17 protein-coding genes are annotated in these 21,622 nt (G+C 34.7%); 15 read left to right on the top strand and 2 right to left on the bottom strand.

Features of this window, described 5'->3' with window-relative positions; genetic code table 11:
• Window positions 1–328: 328 nt before the first annotated feature.
• The 14 genes from CAT7_RS01215 (at window position 329) to CAT7_RS01150 (ending at window position 18,416) form a co-directional block, all read left to right on the top strand.
• Window positions 329–2,371: a BglG family transcription antiterminator gene (locus CAT7_RS01215; protein WP_007721084.1), complete on the top strand. Its 2,043-nt coding sequence runs from the start codon at window positions 329–331 to the stop codon at window positions 2,369–2,371.
• Window positions 2,371–2,652, top strand: a complete 282-nt coding sequence (locus CAT7_RS01210; protein ID WP_007721083.1) for a PTS sugar transporter subunit IIB — start codon at window positions 2,371–2,373, stop codon at window positions 2,650–2,652. Before CAT7_RS01215 ends, CAT7_RS01210 begins: the two co-directional genes overlap by 1 nt.
• Before the next feature lie 48 nt (window positions 2,653–2,700).
• Window positions 2,701–4,041 (top strand): PTS ascorbate transporter subunit IIC, encoded by a 1,341-nt coding sequence (locus CAT7_RS01205; protein WP_007721082.1) that lies wholly within the window; start codon window positions 2,701–2,703, stop codon window positions 4,039–4,041.
• Between the two features lie 132 nt (window positions 4,042–4,173).
• Window positions 4,174–6,168, top strand: a complete 1,995-nt coding sequence (gene tkt, locus CAT7_RS01200) for a transketolase (RefSeq protein ID WP_007721081.1) — start codon at window positions 4,174–4,176, stop codon at window positions 6,166–6,168.
• A gap of 112 nt (window positions 6,169–6,280) precedes the next feature.
• Window positions 6,281–7,078: a histidinol-phosphatase HisJ family protein gene (locus CAT7_RS01195; protein WP_007721080.1), complete on the top strand. Its 798-nt coding sequence runs from the start codon at window positions 6,281–6,283 to the stop codon at window positions 7,076–7,078.
• 160 nt (window positions 7,079–7,238) lie between these two features.
• Window positions 7,239–8,630, top strand: a complete 1,392-nt coding sequence (locus CAT7_RS01190; protein WP_007721078.1) for a glycoside hydrolase family 1 protein — start codon at window positions 7,239–7,241, stop codon at window positions 8,628–8,630.
• Between the two features lie 245 nt (window positions 8,631–8,875).
• Window positions 8,876–10,156 carry a PTS cellobiose transporter subunit IIC gene (gene celB / locus CAT7_RS01185; protein WP_007721076.1) on the top strand — a complete coding sequence of 427 codons (1,281 nt, stop codon included), beginning with the start codon at window positions 8,876–8,878 and terminating at the stop codon, window positions 10,154–10,156.
• A gap of 176 nt (window positions 10,157–10,332) precedes the next feature.
• Window positions 10,333–11,049 (top strand): GntR family transcriptional regulator, encoded by a 717-nt coding sequence (locus tag CAT7_RS01180; protein ID WP_007721074.1) that lies wholly within the window; start codon window positions 10,333–10,335, stop codon window positions 11,047–11,049.
• A 34-nt stretch (window positions 11,050–11,083) separates the two neighbouring features.
• Window positions 11,084–13,762, top strand: coding sequence for a sigma 54-interacting transcriptional regulator (locus CAT7_RS01175; RefSeq protein ID WP_007721072.1), 2,679 nt, complete (start codon window positions 11,084–11,086; stop codon window positions 13,760–13,762).
• A 157-nt stretch (window positions 13,763–13,919) separates the two neighbouring features.
• Window positions 13,920–14,237 (top strand): PTS sugar transporter subunit IIB, encoded by a 318-nt coding sequence (locus tag CAT7_RS01170; protein ID WP_007721071.1) that lies wholly within the window; start codon window positions 13,920–13,922, stop codon window positions 14,235–14,237.
• 60 nt (window positions 14,238–14,297) lie between these two features.
• Complete coding sequence (locus tag CAT7_RS01165; RefSeq protein ID WP_197050122.1) at window positions 14,298–14,597, top strand: PTS lactose/cellobiose transporter subunit IIA; 300 nt, start codon at window positions 14,298–14,300, stop codon at window positions 14,595–14,597.
• Between the two features lie 149 nt (window positions 14,598–14,746).
• Complete coding sequence (locus tag CAT7_RS01160) at window positions 14,747–16,165, top strand: glycoside hydrolase family 1 protein (protein WP_007721063.1); 1,419 nt, start codon at window positions 14,747–14,749, stop codon at window positions 16,163–16,165.
• A gap of 128 nt (window positions 16,166–16,293) precedes the next feature.
• Window positions 16,294–17,055 carry a sugar phosphate isomerase/epimerase family protein gene (locus CAT7_RS01155; RefSeq protein ID WP_007721061.1) on the top strand — a complete coding sequence of 254 codons (762 nt, stop codon included), beginning with the start codon at window positions 16,294–16,296 and terminating at the stop codon, window positions 17,053–17,055.
• A gap of 188 nt (window positions 17,056–17,243) precedes the next feature.
• Window positions 17,244–18,416, top strand: coding sequence for a hydroxymethylglutaryl-CoA synthase (locus CAT7_RS01150; protein ID WP_007721060.1), 1,173 nt, complete (start codon window positions 17,244–17,246; stop codon window positions 18,414–18,416).
• A gap of 37 nt (window positions 18,417–18,453) precedes the next feature.
• On the opposite strand, the gene CAT7_RS01145 is transcribed toward CAT7_RS01150, so the two are convergent.
• Window positions 18,454–19,755, bottom strand: a complete 1,302-nt coding sequence (locus CAT7_RS01145) for a hydroxymethylglutaryl-CoA reductase, degradative (protein WP_007721058.1) — start codon at window positions 19,753–19,755, stop codon at window positions 18,454–18,456.
• Window positions 19,756–20,095: 340 nt separating this feature from the next.
• The gene (locus tag CAT7_RS01140; protein ID WP_007721056.1) at window positions 20,096–20,707 is read right to left on the bottom strand and encodes a 50S ribosomal protein L25; all 612 of its coding nucleotides are present in this window, start codon (window positions 20,705–20,707) and stop codon (window positions 20,096–20,098) included.
• 300 nt (window positions 20,708–21,007) lie between these two features.
• Here CAT7_RS01140 and CAT7_RS01135 point away from each other — a divergent pair, with 300 nt between their 5' ends.
• Complete coding sequence (locus tag CAT7_RS01135) at window positions 21,008–21,601, top strand: SGNH/GDSL hydrolase family protein (RefSeq protein ID WP_007721054.1); 594 nt, start codon at window positions 21,008–21,010, stop codon at window positions 21,599–21,601.
• Window positions 21,602–21,622 lie beyond the last annotated feature (21 nt).

Below are 21,622 nucleotides of genomic sequence, written 5' to 3'. Positions count from 1 at the left end.
ATTTAACAAGAATTCAGTTACAATAACATAGTGATGGATAAAGGGGGAAGACAGAATGGTAATATACAAGCGTCTGCCTAAACATATAGGTATTGCAATGGTACCAAGATCAAGATGTTACATTAGGTGGGTAATTGATTAAGTAAGTTGAATCCCCTATTTATGAGGGTTCAACTTACTTTTTTAGTTTAAAAGCAAGTGATTTAATAGTCCAGATTCGATAGTAGGCACAACGGTTATGGAAAACGATTACATCAATTGGGTTTAAATCCAATTGATGTAGATTGATGAAACAACTATAGTTAAATTAAGAAAAGGAGGAACTCTTTTGTTTGATGAGAGGGCTTACAAATTATTCGAAGAAATAACGACCCATAATAAGATGAGTAAATTTGAAGTTATGAGAGAATTGAACCTATCTGAAAGACAACTTCAATATGATTTAGATAAAGTTAACGATACATTGCAAATGATGGATTTACCAATGATTAAGATTAATAAGGATAACTTTTTTATAGATCCAAGTTTAAAAAAACGCATCCAAATAGGGTTACCATTAGACTTTAATACAAAACAGTTCGTTATAGCTGAAGATACACGGAGTCTGTTAATTTATCTATACACCTATATAAGAACGGAACCAGTATCAAATTATCATTATCAATTATTGCTAGGCGTAAGTAAAAATACAGCTTTGACTGATGTGAAAAAAACAAAATTAAATTGTGAGAAGTGGAATATCAGCCTAGTATATTCAAGAAAGGAGGGGTACTACTTAACAGGAAGTGAGAATGATAAATGGAAATTTGCTTCTTATTGTATTGATTACCTATTAACACAGCCTCTTGGAAAAGAACTAATAAACTTAATTTTAAAAGCATGGCGAAAAGAAAATCAACTTACACATGTTCAACAGTTGGTTGAAGAAGCATTAATAAGAACTAATTTAAAGCTAGTAAAAAGTAGAAAAATAGAAATGCTCATGCACATTCTTTTTGTTAAGTTAAGGAATAAAACTGATAAGCTTAATTATACGGAATTTGAAAAGCAATTGTTAGAAAGACAACTACTGTTTAAAAAAGGGAAACAATTAGCTGATAGTTTGTTTAATGAAAAAGCTATAAATGGTTCGTATTTTCTTACTGTTCAATTATTGATAACTCAACAAGAGATTGAGGATAAAGAGAACCCTTTTCTTGAAGAATTAGCTGAACAAATTATTGAAGAATTTGAAAAGAGTACATTATTGCCTTTAAAAAATAAACCGCAATTAAAAAACAGTTTGTATAATCATTTGGTTCCAGCTTTTTTTAGAATTACATTTGAAATTCCACTAGTTAATCCAATGATAAAAAGAATAAAGACTGAATATGCTGATTTGTTTGGATTTGTAAAAAGAGCATTGGAACCTTTATCTGCTTTGACAGGGAAAACGATTAGTGAAACTGAAATAAGTTTTTTCACCTTACATTTTGGCGGTTACCTAGAAAGAAATGAAGAAAAAGAACCAGAAAAAATAAACGCCTTAGTTGTTTGCTCGAATGGTGTCAGCACTTCAATTATGCTCCGTTCACAGTTACAAGATATGTTTCCAAGTATTCGGTTTTCTCGTGTTCATGCGATTGAGCAAATTTATCACATTCCAATTACGGAATATGATTTGATTTTTTCAACAGTAGAGGTTATTTCAATTAAACCAGTATATCGAGTTAAGCCATTATTAACGGATATTGAAAAAAATTATTTGATTCAATCTGTAGCTACTCAGTTTCCAAGATTAAATTTGAGAAATATTTCTATTGATCAATTAATGAAAATTATCCATAAATATACAGAAGTAAAAGATGAGGATAAGATGTTATCAGAACTGGTGAATCTTATCCATTCAAAAGAAATAGAAAAGGGGAGTTATAAGCCAATGCTTTCAGAATTATTAACTAAAGATATGATTCAATTTACAAATGAAGAAATGGATTGGAAAAAAGCAATAGCTAAAGCGGCTCAACCTTTAGTTGAATCTAATAAAGTTCAATCAGGGTATGTGGATGCTATGATAAAAAATGTAGAAGAAATTGGAACTTATATCCATATAGGTAAAGGAATAGCTATTCCACATGCAAGACCTGAAGCGGGAGTAAATAGTTTAGGTATTTCATTTCTAAGAACAACTACTCCAGTATTATTGTTAGATAAAGAAGAACATAAAATTGATATTTTTATTTGTTTAGCAGCGATTGATAACCAGGCGCATTTGAAAGCGTTAGCACAAATAACAAAGCTTTTAAGCAATGATACAACATTAAATGCGATTAAAGAGTCAAAAACAGCAGAAGAAATAATTAGTATTATAAAAAAAGGAGAAGATGAATAATGAAAATTTTAGCAGTTTGTGGACAAGGTTTAGGGACAAGTTTTATGGTGGAAATGAATATCAATCAAGTATTGGGTGAATTAGGAGTAACGGATGTAGAGGTTTCGCATTCTGACTTAAGTTCTGCACAACCAGGAGATGCAGATGTCTTTTTCTTAGCTAAAGATATTGCAGAAGGTGGGGAACAGTTAGGTAATGTAGTGATTCTAGACAGTATCATTGATATTGATGAGTTGAGAGTGAAAGTAAAAAAAGTACTTGAAGAAAAAGGGATGCTATAGAATTAGTTACAATAAAAAATTGATAGATGAAAAGGAGATAGAACGAATATGAATACTTTAATTGATGTTTTAAGCGCACCATCCATTCTAGTAGCCTTTATTGCTTTAGTTGGTCTTTTGGTACAAAAGAAAAAAACGTCGGATGTCATAAAAGGTACAGTTAAAACATTTGTTGGTTTCTTAGTGATACAAGCAGGTGCAGGAATATTAGAAACCTCTTTAGCACCATTCGGTTTAATGTTCCAAGAAGCTTTCAATATTGCAGGAGTTGTTCCAAATAATGAAGCTATCGTTGCATTAGCTTTAACTGAATATGGCACAAACACTGCTTTGATCATGTTCTTTGGAATGGTTGCTAATATTCTAATTGCACGATTCACCAGATTTAAATACATCTTTTTGACAGGACACCATACGTTATATATGGCTTGTATGTTAGCTGTAATAATGGCTGTAGCCGGATTCGATACAATACCTTTAATCATTGCTGGTTCTGTAGCGTTAGGTATTATTATGACTTTATCACCCGCTATTGTTCAACCGTTTATGCGTGAATTACTTGGAAATGATAATGTTGCATTAGGTCACTTTAGCGCAGTAGGTTATGCGGTCAGTGGTTATATTGGAAGAATTTTTAAAAAGGATAAAGAACATTCCACTGAAAATATCAACTTTCCAAAAGGACTTGGTTTCTTACGTGACAGTACAGTAAGTATTGCAATTACTATGATTGTAATGTATTTCATCGTTGCTCTATTTGCAGGTCCTCAGTTTATTGAAGCAGAACTTAGTGGTGGAACAAACTTCTTAGTCTTCTCACTAATTCAAGCAGGTAACTTTGCTGCTGGAGTATTTGTAATCTTAGCAGGTGTTCGTTTAGTTCTAGCAGAAATTGTCCCAGCATTTAAAGGGATTTCTACAAAATTAGTTCCAAATGCTAAACCAGCACTAGATGTTCCAATCATTTTTACTTTTGCTCCCAATGCTGTATTGATTGGTTTCTTCTCTAGCTTTTTAGGAGGAATTGTTAGTCTAGCTATCATGTTGGCTGTAGGAAGTACAGTGATTTTACCAGGAGTTGTACCTCATTTCTTTACAGGGGCTGCAGCTGGAGTATTCGGCAATACAACTGGTGGAATTAAAGGATCTGTAGCAGGTTCATTTGTTAATGGGGTAATTGTTTCATTCTTACCGTTATTCTTAATGCCTGTATTAGGAGATTTAGGTTTTGCAAGTACAACTTTCTCTGATGCCGACTTTGGTGTTAGTGGTCTATTCTTTGGATCATTAGCAAATTATGCAGGGCCAATTGCAATTGTAGTAAGTTTAGTTGTAATTCTTGTATTAATGGCAATACCGTTTAAAAAGAAAACGGCAGAAGCAAAATAAATAAGTCTATTAAATAAGACAATGAATAAAAAGTGGATACTCATTAGTGATGTATTCACTTTTTTTGTAGCATTTTAGAGTAAGCAGGATAATTAACTATTAAAATAGTCGGTTACGGAGGGAGAAAGTACAATGAAAAATGACAATTTAATTTCAGAATTATCTATCAATACTATTCGTACAATTGCGATGGATAGTGTTGAAAAGGCCCAACATGGACATCCAGGTATGCCAATGGGTGCGGCTCCGATGGCGTACAGTCTGTGGAAAAAAGTTTTGAATATAAATCCTAGCAACCCCAAATGGTTTAATAGAGATCGTTTTATCCTATCAGCAGGACATGGCTCATTACTTCAATATATCCTATTGCATCTATCCGGATTTGATCTATCCTTAGACGAAATAAAACGATTTAGGCAATGGAATAGTAAAACACCAGGACATCCTGAATATGGAATTACTCCCGGAGTTGAAGCTACAACCGGACCATTAGGACAAGGAATACCTCAAAGTGTTGGTATGGCACTAGCTGAAAGACATCTAGCAGAAACCTATAATAAAGACGGCTTTCCAATCGTAGATCACTTTACCTATACCATTTGTGGGGATGGCGATTTAATGGAAGGTGTGTCTTATGAAGCAGCTTCATTTGCAGGTCATGTTGGTTTAGGACGTCTAATTGTACTGTATGATTCTAATGACATTAGCCTAGATGGAGATTTGAACCGTTCCTTTTCGGAAGATATTCAAAAACGTTTTGAATCAATGAACTGGCATTATCTATTAGTTGAGAATGGTAACGATGTTGATGCAGTCGAAAAAGCTATTATTGAAGGCAAAGCAGAACAAAATAAGCCAACAATCATCGAAATTAAAACAATAATTGGTTATGGTGCTCCTACTCTTCAAGGGACTAGTGACATTCATAGTGATCCAATAGGTGCAGAAGAAATAAAAAAAGCTAAAGAATTTTATGGATGGGAATATGAAGATTTCCATGTACCGAAAGAAGTTTATACTGATTTTGAAACAATTCAAAAAAATGGAGAAGAAAAAGAAAAAGAATGGGATCAATTATTTGAACAATACAAAGAAAAATATCCTGATTTAGCTAGAGAACTAAAAAGAATTATAGTAGGGGATTTTTCAGAAAATTGGAATGAAAACTTACCTTTATACACTGAAGGGGAAGTTATAGCAACGAGAGCAAGCGGCAGCGAGATTTTAAATGCGTTAGCAACGAATAGCCCAGAATTAGTGGGAGGATCTGCGGATTTAGATGCTTCAACAAAGACTAGATTAACTAAATATGATAACTTCACAAAATCAAATTATGCAGGTCGTAATGTAATGTTTGGGGTTAGAGAATTTGCCATGGGTGGTATTGCTAATGGGATGGCCTTACATTATCTCAGACCTTTTGTAAGTACATTTTTTGTGTTCTCTGATTATTTGCGACCAGCTATTCGATTATCGGCTTTAATGAATGTGCCAGTGATTTATGTATTTACGCATGATAGCATTGTAGTCGGGCAGGATGGACCGACACATCAACCGGTAGAACAATTGGCAGCTTTTAGAGCAATGCCCAATCTTTCTGTAATTAGACCAGCTGATGCAAATGAAACAAAAGAAGCTTGGAAAATAGCTTTAACACAAAAGGATAGACCTACCATGATTGTTTTGGGAAGACAAGGTTTACCCACACTTGAGAACACAAATAATAAGATAGCAGAAGGCGTTAAAAAGGGGGCATATGTTATTTCTGAAGCAAAAGAAGAGCCAAGCGGAATCCTCATTGCTGCCGGATCTGAAGTTTCGTTAGCCATTAAAGCACAAAGTAAATTGGCTGACGAAAAAATTCACGTAACAGTTGTCAGTATGCCATCATGGGATTTATTTGAAAAACAAACAGAAGAGTATAAAAAGACTATTTTACCAGATAACATTCAAAAACGATTGACGATAGAAATGGGTTCTAAACTCGGTTGGAGGGAGTATGCTGGAACAAAAGGTAGTGTGATGAGTATTGATACATTTGGAGCAGCAGGTCCTGGAGAAGAAGTTATTGAAAAGTATGGTTTCACAGTTGAAAATGTCATTAAACACTATAAAGAAATAAACTAATTGATCTGTTTCTATGCCAGGCCATTTACGGTAAACTAAAATAAGATAATCCATTTAAAAGATGGGTTATCTTATTTTTTTAGGAAGAACAAAGGTAAAGGAGTGAGTGTAAATGGATTTTATGGAATACCATCACCACACAGATAATTCGTTTGACTCCAAAGCTCAGATGAAAGATGTTTGCCAACAAGCGATAAATAAAGGTATCGCTGAAATCTGTTTTACGGAACATTTTTCAGTAAACCCTAAAGCACCGACTTATGGACACATGGATTTCAAACGCTACTTTTCGCAAATTGAGCAATGCCGTGAGCTATTTGGAAGTCAGTTAATCATTAAAGCTGGGATTGAGTTATGCGAGCCGCATTTGATGAAAGAAGACTATCAAGAAGCTTTAGCGGATTTGGAGTTAGATTTCATTTTAGGATCCGTTCATAATATCAAAGAAGAAAAATTGCGAACGTTTATGGTAAATAAAACGAAGGAAGAAATTTACCAAGACTATTTTGAAGAAGTTTATGAGCTGGTTAGTCAGGCAGATATTGATGTGATTGCACACTTAGACTTAATCAAACGTTACGCAACAGAATCAGTTGGCAATTATAATTTCGATAAGTATAAAGCCCTTATTGAAAAAATCTTACTTAAAGCGATAGAGCGAGGTATTGGTATTGAAATCAATACCTCAGGATTATCAAAAAGCGGATTAATAGAAACCTTTCCATCAATGGCTGTTTTGCGTTTGTATCGTGCATTAGGTGGAGAAATTTTAACGATTGGCTCAGATTCGCACCAGGCGAAAACCGTTGGATTTAATCAAGAGATAGCCTTGAAAATGGCAAAAGAAGCCGGATTTGATAAAGTGTATGTATTTAAAAAGAGACTACCTAGTACACTCTCTCTTAACTAGGCTAGAAAAAAAGAAACACTCAATTATGAGCGTTTCTTTTTTTATTGAAAAATATAGCGCTAACAACTTGTAATTTTATTTACATAAATGTATAATTGTTTTATACAAAAGACTAGACAAATTGTCTTGGTTTAAGATGAAAAAAGGAGTGTTTAATAAAATGAATTATGAATTTCCAAAAGGATTCTGGTGGGGATCTGCAGCTAGTGGCCCACAAACAGAAGGCGTTTTTGAAGGCGATAACAAAGGAGACAATATTTGGGATTATTGGTATCGCGAAGAACCAGAAAAATTTTTCAATCAAGTAGGACCAGAAAAAACTTCTTATTTTTACGAAAAATATAAAGAAGATATTCAATTAATGAAAGAAACAGGACACACAACCTTTAGAACTTCTATTCAATGGAGTCGTTTGATTCCAGATGGTACTGGAGCAGTAAATCAAAAAGCGGTTGATTTTTATAATGCGGTTATTGATGAATTGATTGCTAATGATATTGAACCGTTTATCAACTTATACCACTTCGATATGCCAATGAAATTGCAAGAAAAAGGTGGTTGGGTTAATCGTGAAACGGTTGAAGCTTATGTAGTATTTGCTAAAACTTGTTTTGAATTATTTGGTGACCGTGTTAAAAAATGGTTTACACATAACGAACCCATTGTTCCTGTTGAAGGTGGATACTTGTATCAATTCCATTACCCTAATGAAGTAAACATGAAACATGCAGTTCAAGTTGCTTACCATGAAGTTCTTTCAAGTGCTAAAGCAATTAAAGAATACCATGCATTAAACTTAGGTGGCGAAATTGGTATTATCTTGAATCTAACACCGAGCTATCCAAGAGATGAAACAGATCCTACAGATGTAAAAGCAGCACAACTTGCAGATGCATTCTTTAACCGCTCATTCTTAGATCCTTCAGTTAAAGGAGAATTTCCAACTGATTTGGTTGAGTTATTGAAAGAAATTGATCATTTGCCAACGATTGAAGAAGGCGATTTAGAACTAATCAAAAATAATACAGTCGACTTGCTAGGCGTTAATTACTACCAACCTCGTCGTATCAAAGCTAAAGAATCATCAGAAAAATTAGCTGATGGTCCTATGCCAGATGATTATTTTGATAACTATATTAAACCAGATCGTAAAATGAATCCTTACCGTGGATGGGAAATCTACGAAAAAGGGGTATACGATATTCTAACAAACCTAAGAGAAAACTATGGCAATATTCGTTGCTATATTTCTGAAAATGGGATGGGTGTAGAAGGCGAAGAAGCATACGTTAATCCTGATGGAATCATTGAAGATGATTACCGTATTGAATTCGTCAAAGATCATTTAACATTTATGCATAAAGCTATTCAAGAAGGCAGTAATGTACAAGGTTACCATATGTGGACATGTATGGATAACTGGTCATGGACAAATGCTTATAAAAACCGCTATGGGTTTATTGCTGTTGACATAGAAAATGAAGGTAAAAGAACCGTTAAGAAAAGTGGGCGTTGGTTTAAAGAAGTATCTGACGCTAACGGTTTTAATTAAAAAGTACGAAATGATTGGGTTTTCCACTTGGAGAACTCAATTTTTTTATTAGCTGTCATTTTCTAATATAAGTTTAGTTTTTTTAAATAAAAGACTAGACATATAGAAAATAAAATGATATTATTTATATGTAATCGATTTCAATGAATTGATAAAAGAACTAAAAAGAGGCCTATTTTTAGTTTGAGTAAATAATTAACGTAAGATTACTTAATAGAGACTTAAAAAAGAAAAGAGGAATATTAGTGAATAATTTTATTGATAAGCTAAGTGAAAAATTACTTCCAGTTGCCGCAAAATTGGGCGAAAATCGTTATCTTAAAGTTTTACGTGACGCATTTATGCTTGCTTTTCCTATTACCATGTTTGGTTCATTCGTAGTTGTATTTAATAACTTGCCATTTTTCAGTGATGATACAAAAGGTTCTTTAGGAAGCTTGTTCGGAAACGGACAAAATGCGACAATGTCAATCCTAACCATTTTCGTTACGTTCGGTATTGGTTACTACTTAAGTAAATCATATGATGTTGAAGGCGCCTTTGGTGGTGCTGTTTCATTAGCTGCATACTTAATCTTAACACCATTCACAATGGTGACGGAAGGCGGAGAAGCAGTCAGTGGTGTATTATCATTAGATCGTTTAGGTGCAAAAGGAATGTTTATCGGAATGATTGCAGCCTTTATTGCAGCTGAAATTTACACACGTATCGTTAAAAAAGGTATTGTAATTAAAATGCCTGATGGTGTTCCGCCAGCAGTTGCAAATTCATTCGCTGCCTTATTACCAGCTCTTATTACATTATTTATCTTCTTAATGGTTAATGCAGCTGTTTCTGGTTTCTTTGATACTAACTTACATGATGTAGTATACTCAGTTATTCAAAAACCGTTAACTGCTCTTGGTAGTGGATTACCAGCTACTTTGATTGCTGTATTCTTCGTACAATTCTTATGGTTCTTTGGATTACACGGTCAAATTATTGTTAACTCAGTAATGGATCCTATCTGGAACACATTAGCATTAGAAAACCTTGATGCTTACAAAGCTGGAGAAGCTTTACCACATATTGTAACTAAACCATTTATGGAAACGTACACTGTTGGTATGGGTGGATCAGGTAGTACTTTAATCGTTGTATTATTGTTAGCCTTCTTCATGAAGAGCAAACAAAACAAAGAAATTGGTCGCTTAGCTTTAGCACCTGCAATCTTCAATGTTAACGAACCGTTACTTTTCGGTATGCCTTTAGTATTAAATGCTTCTATCTTTATTCCTTGGATTATTGCTCCATTAGTAACAACTTCTTTCAACTATGCTATGATGGCTGCAAATATATTCCCAACTCCAACAGGGGTTATCATACCGTGGACAATTCCAGTGGTTATGAATGGGATAATGGCTACAAGTTCAGTAATGGGTGGAGTACTTCAAATTATCGATATGGCTCTTATCGGATTAATCTGGTTCCCATTCCTTAAATTAGTGGATAAAGTAAATCTAAATACTGTTTCTATGACTGACTAATTATAAATACGAAGGCATAAAAACAACAAATATAGAAAGAACTTGCCTTTTTTGGAGGCAAGTTCTTTTTTATTTTTAATAATTTCGAAAAAAAGCTATTTTTATCTGAAATGGCTAGTCTTATTATTTTTATTAAGCTATGATAAATGTGTATAGAAGAACGAGGAGGAACCTCAATGGTAAAATATGAAGCGATAGCAAAAGAAATAAGAAGTCGCATTACAGATGGCATTTACAAAGTGGAATCTCTTATTCCAGATCAAGTGACCTTATCAGAAGAATTTAAAGTTAGTAGAATGACTATCAAAAAAGCGTTAGATATTTTAGCCATGGAAGGATTAATTTATCGTCAGCGTGGTTCTGGAACATTTGTGATGAAAAATTCTCCATTAAATGAAAAAAATGCTGCCGTTAATGAGTACGATGGATTAACTAAACAGATGCAAGGCCACAAATTAGAAAGCAAAATCATCAAATTCACAGTAGAATTTCCAAGTGAAGAAATGATGGAACATCTGATGATTGAAAAAAGTATGCCCGTCTATAATCTTATTCGATTAAGAATTCTGGATGGCAAGCCTTATGTGTTAGAGCATACTTATATGCCAACCGATTTAGCAACGGGATTAACAGAAGAGATTATTGAAGGATCCATTTATAAATATCTTCATGATGAATTAAATATAAAATTTAGCGGAGCCTACCGTAAAATCCGGGCAGATAAAGCATCAAAATATGATCAAGAATATTTGATTTGTGACGTTCATGATCCTATATTAGAAGTCGAACAAATCGTATATTTAAAAGATGGTCGCCCTTTTGAGCATTCACGAAGCCGTCACCGTTATGATACAAGAAGTTTTACATTTATAGATATGAATCAAAAATTTTAAAGCAATGACGCTCTCAAACTAAGGGGGAGGAAAATTGGCAACGAATCGCAAAAAGTTAGTATTGGATCATTTAAATGAACTAAATAAAGCCGTCACAGCCAAAGATATTGCAGCGGCATTATCTTTGGACCGAACGAATATTAGCCGGTATTTGAATGAATTGTATAAAGAAAATCAAATAAAGAAATTACCAGGTCGGCCAGTGTTGTATCAAGCCACTCTTAGTGATGAAGATACAGAAGAGGAAGACCACAATAAAAAAGCTTTTTCTCGTTTAATTGGATACGATGCTTCTCTAAAAGAGATGGTTCAACAAGCAGAATCGGCAATTTTGTATCCGCCTAATGGATTGCATACGATTATTTTCGGACAAACTGGTACGGGTAAATCACTCTTTGCAGAGTGTATGTATCAGTATGCAGTGGAATCAAAAGCCCTATCTGCCGATGCCCCTTTTATTACCTATAATTGTGCTGATTATGCGCAAAATCCGCAATTGTTATTTGGGCACATTTTTGGTGTGAAAAAGGGATCTTATACTGGTGCTAATCAAGATAGAACTGGATTACTGCACCAAGCAGATAATGGAATTTTATTTTTAGATGAAATTCATCGTTTACCCCCTGAAGGCCAGGAGATGTTATTTACCTTTATTGATAAGGGGATTTATCGTCCATTAGGAGAAAGTAATGAAACGTATCATGCGAACGTTTTGATTATTGGCGCTACGACTGAAAAAGCTGATGTCTTGTTGTCAACCTTTACTCGACGCATACCAATGTCAATCACCTTGCCTGAGTTAGCTGAACGGACTATTGAAGAGCGTTATGAGTTAATTGATAGCTTTTTGAAAAGAGAATCGCAAAGACTCAACCAAAAGATAACGATTGAAAGAGAAGTTTTACTAGCCTTTATGTTGTATCAGCCAGAGGGCAACATTGGCCAATTCCAAAGAGATTTAAAACTTGTTTGTGCAAAAGCCTTTTTAAATTTTAGAACTAAAAAAAGTAACGTTTTGAAAATTGATCAAAAAGATTTGCCTCTTCAAGTTCAAAAAGGATTGCTATTTATTAAAGAGATGCCTAAGTCAATGGAGCGTTTGATTCAACAGGATAAAGCGGAATTTACGTATCAGCCTTTAACTGAAGGAATGGAATCGCAAATTAAAAATGTGATGAATGATACAACTGCAAATAATCTGGTGAGAAAAACGAATGAGAATCTATTGGGAAATTATCAACTGGAAGGGCTAGGTCATAAAAATTATTTTAATGAATATGTTAAAAATTTATCAGAAACATCAGATATACGGCATCAGATGATTGATCCTATTTTAAAAGAATTGATTAAGCAAATGTATAGAATCGCAGAAAAAAGACTTAACCGTTCCTACACTACTAAAATTGAATTTGCTTTTGCTTTGCATTTGCAGAGTGCATTGGAGCGGATAGCTCAGAATCGACTGATTGAGTTTCCTAATTTGAATGACATCCGCAAAAATTTTCCCAAAGAATTTCAAGTAGCCATTGACTTATCTGCAATGATTGAAGAGACGTATTCTATTGAAATCCCATTTGAAGAAATTGGCTTTATTACCTTATTCCTGACAAAACAAGAAGAAGCAGATAGCATTAAGAAACAGGAAAAAACAACGGCTATTATGGTTTTAATGCACGGGAAAACAACAGCCAGTAGTATGTTAGAGACAGTAAAGGAACTTTTAGAAACAATGGTAGGAATTGCAATTAATATGCCATTGTCGATGAAAGTACAAGTGATGTACAATCGTGTGCGTCAAACGATTATGGAAGACAAAGAGGCTTATGAACAAGGTTTATTGATCCTAACCGATATGGGGTCTCTAAATACCTTTGGAAATATGCTGGCAGAAGATTTAGGCTTACGCATCAAAACCTTACCAATGGTCAGCACGCCAGTTGTTTTAGAGGCGGTAAGAATGGCTAGTATTGGTCGCACATTAGAAGACATCTACCAAAGTTGCCAAACGGTATTGAAAAGTAGTACAAAACAACTGACTTCGATGGATGTTAAGAAAAAGAAAGCCATTTTAGTGACTTGTTTTACCGGTGAAGGAGTGGCTAAAAAATTAGAACAACGCATTCGACCAATTTTAGATTCTGATAATGTCAGTATTATTCCGTTGCAATTTTTGCATCGCGAGGCCTTTAATCAACGTATTGATCAGTTGATGGAAACTTATGAAATTAAAGCAATTGTAGGAACAGTTGAATTTGATTACCAAAATATTCCTTTCTATACTGCTTATGATATTTTTAATGATGAAAAATTACGTTTATTAAAAAATCAAGTTGAAGAAGAGCTGCCAATTAACGAAATGATTCAATCGTTAACGGGAACCTTGAAAAAAGTGGGTTCGGTGCAACAGTTGATGCATTTCTTACAAAAGTTAATGCAACAATTGAAAAATGAACTGAACGTTATGATTCCTGCAGGTGTCGAAACGGGAATGATGTTGCATATCGCATTCTTAATAGAAGGACTAAAAACGGGAACGATTTTACGTAAGTTCTCTGGTTTAGATGAATACGCTAAAAAGAATCGAATGACTATGGATGTTATCAAAGTAACCTTAATTCCATTAGAAAAACAATATCAGATTGCTATTCCTGAGGATGAAATAGCCTATATAGCTCAGATGATTATTGAAAATAAAGTTAATTTCCATCTTTGAAAATACACACTAAATTAGTGTGTATTTTTTTTGATTGAGTGTGTAACAGCAAACGATTGAAGAAAAGGCTTTCTGAATAGGTTTTCATTTGTAAAACTTGGCACGTTTATTGCAATATAATAAGTGTAAAGCAAATAAAACAATGGAGTGATAAATAATGGCAGAAAAAACAATTATGTTAGTATGTTCAGCAGGTATGAGTACAAGTTTATTGGTAACTAAAATGCAAGCAGCTTCAAAAGCACGCGGTATGGATACTGATATTTTCGCAGTATCTGCAGCAGAAGCGGATAAATATCTTGCAAGCAAAGAAGTTGATGTTTTGTTATTAGGACCTCAAGTTCGCTTCATGAAAGGTCAATTCGAGAAAAAATTGGCTGACAAAAATATACCTTTAGATATTATCAATATGCAAGATTACGGTAAAATGAATGGTGAAAACGTATTAAACAGAGCTATCGAATTAATGAACTAATCAGACGTAACATGGAAAGGAAGTTTTAAAGTGGGACAATCAATCGATATCGAAACAATCATGGGTTTGATCATTCATGGAGGAAATGCTAAAAGTGATGCAATGGAAGCTATTCAAGCTGCAAAAAAAGATGATTTTGAATTGGCAGCTGAAAAGTTAGAATCATCAGATAAATCATTAGTTGAAGCTCATCATGCTCAAACGAGTTTGTTAACGCAAGAAGCATCTGGTGAAGAGCTAACTGTTTCTTTATTAGCTGTGCACAGCCAAGATCATTTGATGAACGCTATTACATTTAAAGATTTAGCATCTGAAGTTGTAGATGTATATAAAAAGCTTGCAGGATTAGCAATCGACTAAATGTAAGTTTATAGTGATTCATAAAAAGTCATAAAAGATTTATTTTATGACTTTTTATTGTATAGCCATCATGAAGATTAACACGAATTAATTTAAATTAGATAACTAGCGATTTTTTAGTTGGAAATATTAATGAAGGAGTGTATAAATTGAAAAGAACTATTCCAGAAAATTTTATTATCGGTGCGGGGTCTTCTGCATGGCAAACAGAAGGATGGAAAGGTAAAAAAGAAGGTCAAGATTCGTATCTTGATACCTGGTATAAAAATGAACGTCATGTTTGGCATGAAGGATATGGACCAGGAGTGGCAATTAATTTTTATGAACGCTACCAAGATGATATTGATTTAATGAAAGAAGTCGGTTTAACTCATTTTAGAACTTCTATCAATTGGTCACGTTTCTTTACGAATTATGAAACGTTAGAAGTTGATGAAGACTATGCTTCATATATCGATCGTTTTGTAGATAGCTTGATTGAAGCAGGTGTTGTACCAATGCTTTGTTTAGAACATTATGAGCTCCCTACTTATTTGTTAGACAAGTACGATGGCTGGAGTTCTAAAAAGGTTGTGGAATTATTTGCGCAATATGCAGAGATTGTTTTTGAGCGTTACGCAGACCGTGTAAAGCATTGGTTTACATTTAATGAACCCGTGGTTATCCAAACACGAACTTACTTAGATGCTATCCGTTATCCACATGAACAAAACACTAAAAAATGGATGCAGTGGAATTACCATAAAGTTCTGGCGACTGCAAAAGTTGTTGAAGTGTACCATAGAAACAACTATGATGGACAAATTGGTGTGGTGCTTAATCCAGAAGTGACCTATCCAAGATCTTCTTCAGAAGCAGATAAAAAAGCAGCCGAGATGTATGATTTGTTTTTCAATCGTATTTATTTAGATCCGTTGGTTAAAGGAACATACCCTGAAGAATTATTTCCGCTTTTAGAAAAACATGATATCTTATTTGATTATACAAAAGACGAGTTGGATATTATTAAACAGAACACGGTAGATTACTTAGGAATCAATTTGTATTACCCAAATCGTGTGAAGGCACCTAATCATCAATGGAATGAACAAGCGCCATTCCATCCAGCGTATTACTATGATCATTTCGAATTACCAGGACGCAAAATGAATAAATCAAGAGGTTGGGAAATTTACCCGCAAATGATGGTTGATTTTGGGATGCGTATCAAGAATGAGTATGGCAATATTCCTTGGATAATTACAGAAAATGGAATGGGTATTGAAGAGGAAGAGCGCTTTATGGACGATAATGGCGTTGTACAAGATGATTACCGAATTGAATTTATTACAGAGCATTTAAATAGTTTGATTGAAGTTACTGAAGCAGGTTCAAACTGTAAAGGGTATATGTTATGGGCCTTTACCGATTGTGTTTCTCCTATGAACGCATTTAAAAACCGCTATGGATTAGTTCGAATTGATTTAGACAATAATAGAGACCGTTCATTAAAGAAATCGGCTTTTTGGTACAAAGATTTAATTGAACAGAGTGAATTTGAGATTCCGGATAAAACAGAAATCAAGTAAAGGCAGCACGTTTAGAACAGTTAACAAGAATAAATAGGATAAAAATGGTAATCTATTATTAATGGATTGCCATTTTTATTTTGAATTCAACTAAAAAAATGTAGCTGTAGTTACTAAGGAGGATAAAAATGATAGCTGAAACAATTGTCGTAAATATGTTGGTTTTTGATGAATTGGTTAAAGAAGGAAAGAAACAGTTAGAATTCTTTGAAGGACTCTCTCAATTGGGCATAAAAAAAGTAGAAATTAGAAGAGACTATATTAAAGAGGAATCTGAATTTAAAGCTCTTAATGAAGCCGCACAATTATACGGGTTTGAATTATTGTATTCTGTGCCAGAACTGCTTTACACAGGACAGATGATGGAAGAAACAACTTTAATCTCTTACGCAAAAGAAGCCAATGAACTAGGAGCGAAGCATTTGAAATTTGGTGCTGGATACTTTGAAGAAGTATCAACAGAAGATGCGCGTATTCTAAATAAAGTAATGCAAGAGTATGGAATTGATCACTTTACGATTGAAAATGGTCAAGAAAGTTATTCGACAGCTGAACAATTAAACCAATTGTGTACCCGGTTAACCGAAAAAGGGGCGACTGTTTCAGTAACCTTTGATACTGGGAACTTTATATTCGTTCATGAAGATCCAGTTAAAAATGCACTAATATTGAAAAAAAATGTAACGTATGTCCATTTGAAAGACATTAAAGCAGCTACAGGAGAAATGACTTTATTAAACGAAGGCGACATTGCTGTCGCTGAAGTACTTAAAGTATTTCCAAGCGACATAAATACGGCGATTGAATACCCATGTGGGCACGACCCATTAGATGGTTTAAAAAAGGAAATAGCCAAACTAGTAGCGATTAAAGAAGAATTAATAAGGTGAAAGCTTTCATCACTTTGTGGTGTATCAGTTTATTAAACTTCTCTTTAGTTTTGTTGTAAACAGTTGTTTTTTTATTAGGAATAATTTATGATTTGTTAGAAAGCTTAGTAGAAGAGGCCATTAGATAGGTATACGTTGAACGTATAGCTGTATAAAAGAAGTCATTAAATAAAAAAGGGGTCCTTTCTTTGAAAATTGGAATAGACAAGATTGGTTTTTATGCGCCACATTTATATGTGGACATGAATAAGTTGGCGGTAGCGAGAAATGTAGAACCAGAAAAATTCACCATTGGTATTGGTCAAGAAAAGATGGCAATTGCTCCAATTACACAAGATCCAGTAACATTAGCAGCAAATGCAGCATTAAATATATTAAATGATGAAGATCGAGCGAAAATTGATTTTGTCATTTTTGGTACAGAGTCAGGCATCGATAATTCAAAATCAGGAGCCGTTTATGTTCATCACTTGTTGGACTTAAATCCCAACGCGCGTTCTATTGAAGTGAAACAAGCTTGTTATGGAGCAACTGCGGGAATTCAAATGGCAAAAGGGCATATTGCCTTAAATCCAGAAAGCAGAGTTTTGGTATTAGGTTCTGACATTGCACGTTATGGATTGAATACTTCAGGAGAGTCTACTCAAGGAGCTGGAGCAGTTGCTATGGTAATCAGCGCAAATCCTAAGATATTGGCTTTAGAAGATAAAAGCGCGTATCTAACGGTCGATATTATGGATTTCTGGCGTCCTGTTTATTCAGACAAAGCTTTTGTAGACGGCAAGTTTTCAAATGAACAATACATTCACTTTTTCAATACTGTTTGGGAACAATACAAAGCTAAATCTGATTTAGCTTTAAATGATTTTGAAGCCATCTGTTTCCATTTGCCTTACACAAAAATGGGACTTAAAGCCTTGAGAACAGTATTAGAAGAAGCAAATGAAGTAGATCAAGAACGCTTATTAGCTAATTACAAATCAAGCACACTATATAATCGCAACGTTGGAAATATCTATACTGGTTCACTGTACTTGAGCTTAGTTTCATTGCTTGAACAAGGTGACCAGTTAAAAGATGGTTCTCGTATCGGACTGTACAGTTACGGATCTGGTGCAGTGGGAGAATTCTTTACGGGTATTTTACAACCAAACTACCGCGAATATTTGCAAGTAGAAAAACATGCTAATTTGTTTGCGGCTCGAACAGAGATCTCTATTGAAGAGTATGAAGCTGTTTTCCAAGAAACCGTTCCAGTTGATGGATCGACCGCAGAATTTGATGCTACAAAAGACACAGCAGCTATTTATTTAGCGGGTATAAAAGACAACATGCGTCAATACGTTACTAAAAAAAATTAAAAAAATGAGGTGCGATTTTAAAATCGCACCTCATTTTTTAATTATCTAAAACATTAATGTGTGAAAGTAATTCTTTTGCGGTTGCTAAGTTCATGTTTTTAGCGTGTTTTAATTGTTCTGCAACTTGCTCAATGGCTGTTCCAGTAGCTCCAGCACTGATGGCTAGAGAACGTGCTTGCAAGCCCATATGTCCCTTTTGGATACCTTCAGTCACTAATGCTTTAAGAGCTGAGAAATTTTGAGCCAGTCCAACGGAAACAATCACAGCTTCTAATTCTTTAGCAGATTCGTATCCTAACAAGCGTTTGCTGAACTGAGCAGCAGGATGAATTGAAATGGAGCCCCCAACTGACCCTACAGGCAAAGGCAATGTCAATTGGCCAATCAAATCACCGTTTTCAGCTTTTTTCCAAGTAGAAAGAGCACGATACTGTCCACTGCGGGAAGCATAAGCATGAGCGCCAGCAGAAATTGCTCGCCAATCATTTCCTGAAGCTAAAACAACAGCATCAATGCCATTCATAATGCCTTTATTATGAGTGACAGCTCGGTAAGGATCGACATATGCCAGTTGCCCAGCTTCAATTAAACGATCTCGTACCTCTTCTCCAGAATAGTTAGAGTTAGGTCTTTTTAACAGGTGCACCGGAATTTGACAAACAGCAGTAGCTAAACATTCCGTTGCGTAGTTAGAAAGGATACTCATCAAAGCCGTACCACCCGTTAATTCTTCAAGATAAGCCGTAATGCCTTCCATCATCGTGTTGATAATATTAGCACCCATGGCTTCAAGAGTAGATACATGCAAATGCACCATCAAAAATGCTGGTGTTGCAGCTTCAGGATTTGCTTCAATAACGCGAACAAACAATTCAGTGGCTCCGCCTCCGCGCTTGACGATGGAAGGGTGTGCTTCATTAGCTTTTTTGAGAATATCTTGTTTATATTTGGCCAAGTTACTTTTTGCAAGAGTTAAATCAGGAACCTCTTTTAAAGCGACTTGTCCAATCATTATGCGATCTGAAATTGTTGTTTTAAATCCGCTAGCTTGAGCAATGATTTTAGCTCCAGCGCTGGCCGCAGCGATAACAGAAGGTTCTTCAATGGCCATCGGTACGATGTAGTCTTTATCATCAACTAAAAAGTTTAAGGCTACTCCCAGTGGCAGTTCGTAATTGGCTAAATAATTTTCAATCATATTATCCGCTAGTTCATCTGCCAAATGTAGGTTATGGGTTAACAGGAAATCGTCAGCAGTTAGCACATCTGCGGCTACAAGAGCCTTTTTTCTTTCAGTAGGACTCTTTTTGTAAAATTTATCTAAATAAGTTTTATCCATCTCACTATTCTCCTCGTGATTCGCTCTTAGTCAAAGTTTACCATATTCTATTCTTATACTTGAATATATTTTTTTGATCTTTTCTTCTAATAGTGTGGCTGCTTACAAATAGGATAGACTTGGGCATGATTTCCCGTGATTCCCTTTCAAGTTTTTCATAGGGCTACAAGCAATCCTGTCCCTCCAGAATGTTAAGCATCAACTAAATTTATCTATCCACACTAAGAAGGATAGATGAATTTTTGATCAAGAAAAATAAAAACCTCCCATCCAGAGCTTTTAGAGCCAGGGATGGGAGGTTTTTATTCGTTTTATTCATTTATTAATTGGTCAAGAATAATTATTTTGCTTCTTCTTCTTTTTCTCCAATTAATTCAGGTTCAACAGCTTCAGCAGCTGTTTCAGGTTCTTCAGCAGATGGAGGTAAGACACTTACTACTGTTTGTTCAGGATCACTTAATACTGTGATAGATTTATCAACTTTGATATCTGAAACGGTTAATGAATCTCCAATTTCTAATGCACAAGCATCCAATGTGAATTCAGTTGGAATGTTAGCTGGAAGAGTTTCGATTTCTAATTCGTTTAATGTTTGAGAAACAATTCCGCGTTTAACGTTCTCAGCGTTTTCTACATTAATTTGAACCGTAACCGTTAATTTTTCACCTTTTTGGACAACTTGCAATTCAACATCTAAAATTTGATTTACAAGAGTTGCACTTTGAATCTCTTTGATAATTACTTGGTGAGTTTCTCCATCTTTAACAACAACGTCAAAAATAGCATTTTTACCTAATGTTTTTAAAACATTATCTAAATCTTTACTATCTAATGATACTGGAGTACTTGTGATACCTTTACCGTTAATAACAGCAGTAACTTTCTTTTCTTTTCTGTCGCGATTAGCCGCTGCAGATCCGACCTCTGTTCTTAAAATAGCATTTACTTTCATATATATATTTCCCCTTTCGAACTAAGTTGATGAGTGGTTAAAGCTGCTTTCACTAGTTAAACTAGCCAAGCAGAATTAAAAACCTTACAATATGAGTATAGCAAACAAACAAAAAAGAAGCTATTTTAACGACTTTTGAAAAATGATCAAACAAGCAGTTTGCTGCTTTCAACAAACTGAAATATGCGAGAAACTAAAAGGAATTATTCACTAGAATAAAAGCAAACCTAACAGGTAGTAGAGAGGGAAATGGAATATGAAACTAAATAAAAAAGACCGCATTTTTTTATTGGAGATAGTGTGACAGATGGCGACCGTGACCGAACAACTGGAGCAGATTTAGGTCAGAGCTATCCTTTAATAATCGCTAAAAATTTAACAAAGCATTATCCTGAGTTAGAGCTAACGTTTTTTAATCGTGGAATCGGAGGAGATAAATTAAGCGATATGGCTGCACGCTGGAGAGAAGACTGCCTGGTTTTAAAACCAACAATCGTTTCTATTTTAATCGGAATCAATGATACCTGGCATACTGTTGGCCAAGAACAATTTGGACGCATAGAGGAATTGCAACGCTTTGAGCAACAATACCGTTTATTACTAGAATCCTTGCAAAGGGAACTTAAGTGTCAAATTATTTTAATGGAGCCTTTTGTGCTCCCTTATCCAAAGGATCGTGAAGCATGGCGCCATGACTTAAATCCACGAATTGAAGTGGTGCGAAAACTAGCTAACGAATTTCAAGCGGATCTGATCCCACTTGATGGTATACTGAATACTATCGGAATCAAAAAAAACTTCGCTTACTTAACAGGAGAAGATGGGGTTCATCCTACACCAACAGGACATGAAACTATTGCAAATGCTTGGCTTAAAGCAGTAGAAAAGGATTAAAAGGGACTCAACGAAAAAGGG

Source organism: Carnobacterium sp. AT7, assembly GCF_000171855.1.
Classification (GTDB): domain Bacteria; phylum Bacillota; class Bacilli; order Lactobacillales; family Carnobacteriaceae; genus Carnobacterium_B; species Carnobacterium_B jeotgali.
Note: the sequence above shows the minus strand (reverse complement) of the source record. Positions and strands in the feature narration are given on the sequence as shown.

Coding starts and splice junctions, on each gene's coding strand:
- CAT7_RS01210 (WP_007721083.1), top strand. CDS start 2,371: ATGAAAATTTTAGCAGTTTGTGGACAAGGTTTAGGGACAAGTTTTATG.
- CAT7_RS01205 (WP_007721082.1), top strand. CDS start 2,701: ATGAATACTTTAATTGATGTTTTAAGCGCACCATCCATTCTAGTAGCC.
- tkt (WP_007721081.1), top strand. CDS start 4,174: ATGAAAAATGACAATTTAATTTCAGAATTATCTATCAATACTATTCGT.
- CAT7_RS01195 (WP_007721080.1), top strand. CDS start 6,281: ATGGATTTTATGGAATACCATCACCACACAGATAATTCGTTTGACTCC.
- CAT7_RS01190 (WP_007721078.1), top strand. CDS start 7,239: ATGAATTATGAATTTCCAAAAGGATTCTGGTGGGGATCTGCAGCTAGT.
- CAT7_RS01180 (WP_007721074.1), top strand. CDS start 10,333: ATGGTAAAATATGAAGCGATAGCAAAAGAAATAAGAAGTCGCATTACA.
- CAT7_RS01170 (WP_007721071.1), top strand. CDS start 13,920: ATGGCAGAAAAAACAATTATGTTAGTATGTTCAGCAGGTATGAGTACA.
- CAT7_RS01165 (WP_197050122.1), top strand. CDS start 14,298: ATGGGTTTGATCATTCATGGAGGAAATGCTAAAAGTGATGCAATGGAA.
- CAT7_RS01155 (WP_007721061.1), top strand. CDS start 16,294: ATGATAGCTGAAACAATTGTCGTAAATATGTTGGTTTTTGATGAATTG.
- CAT7_RS01145 (WP_007721058.1), bottom strand. CDS start 19,755: ATGGATAAAACTTATTTAGATAAATTTTACAAAAAGAGTCCTACTGAA.
- CAT7_RS01140 (WP_007721056.1), bottom strand. CDS start 20,707: ATGAAAGTAAATGCTATTTTAAGAACAGAGGTCGGATCTGCAGCGGCT.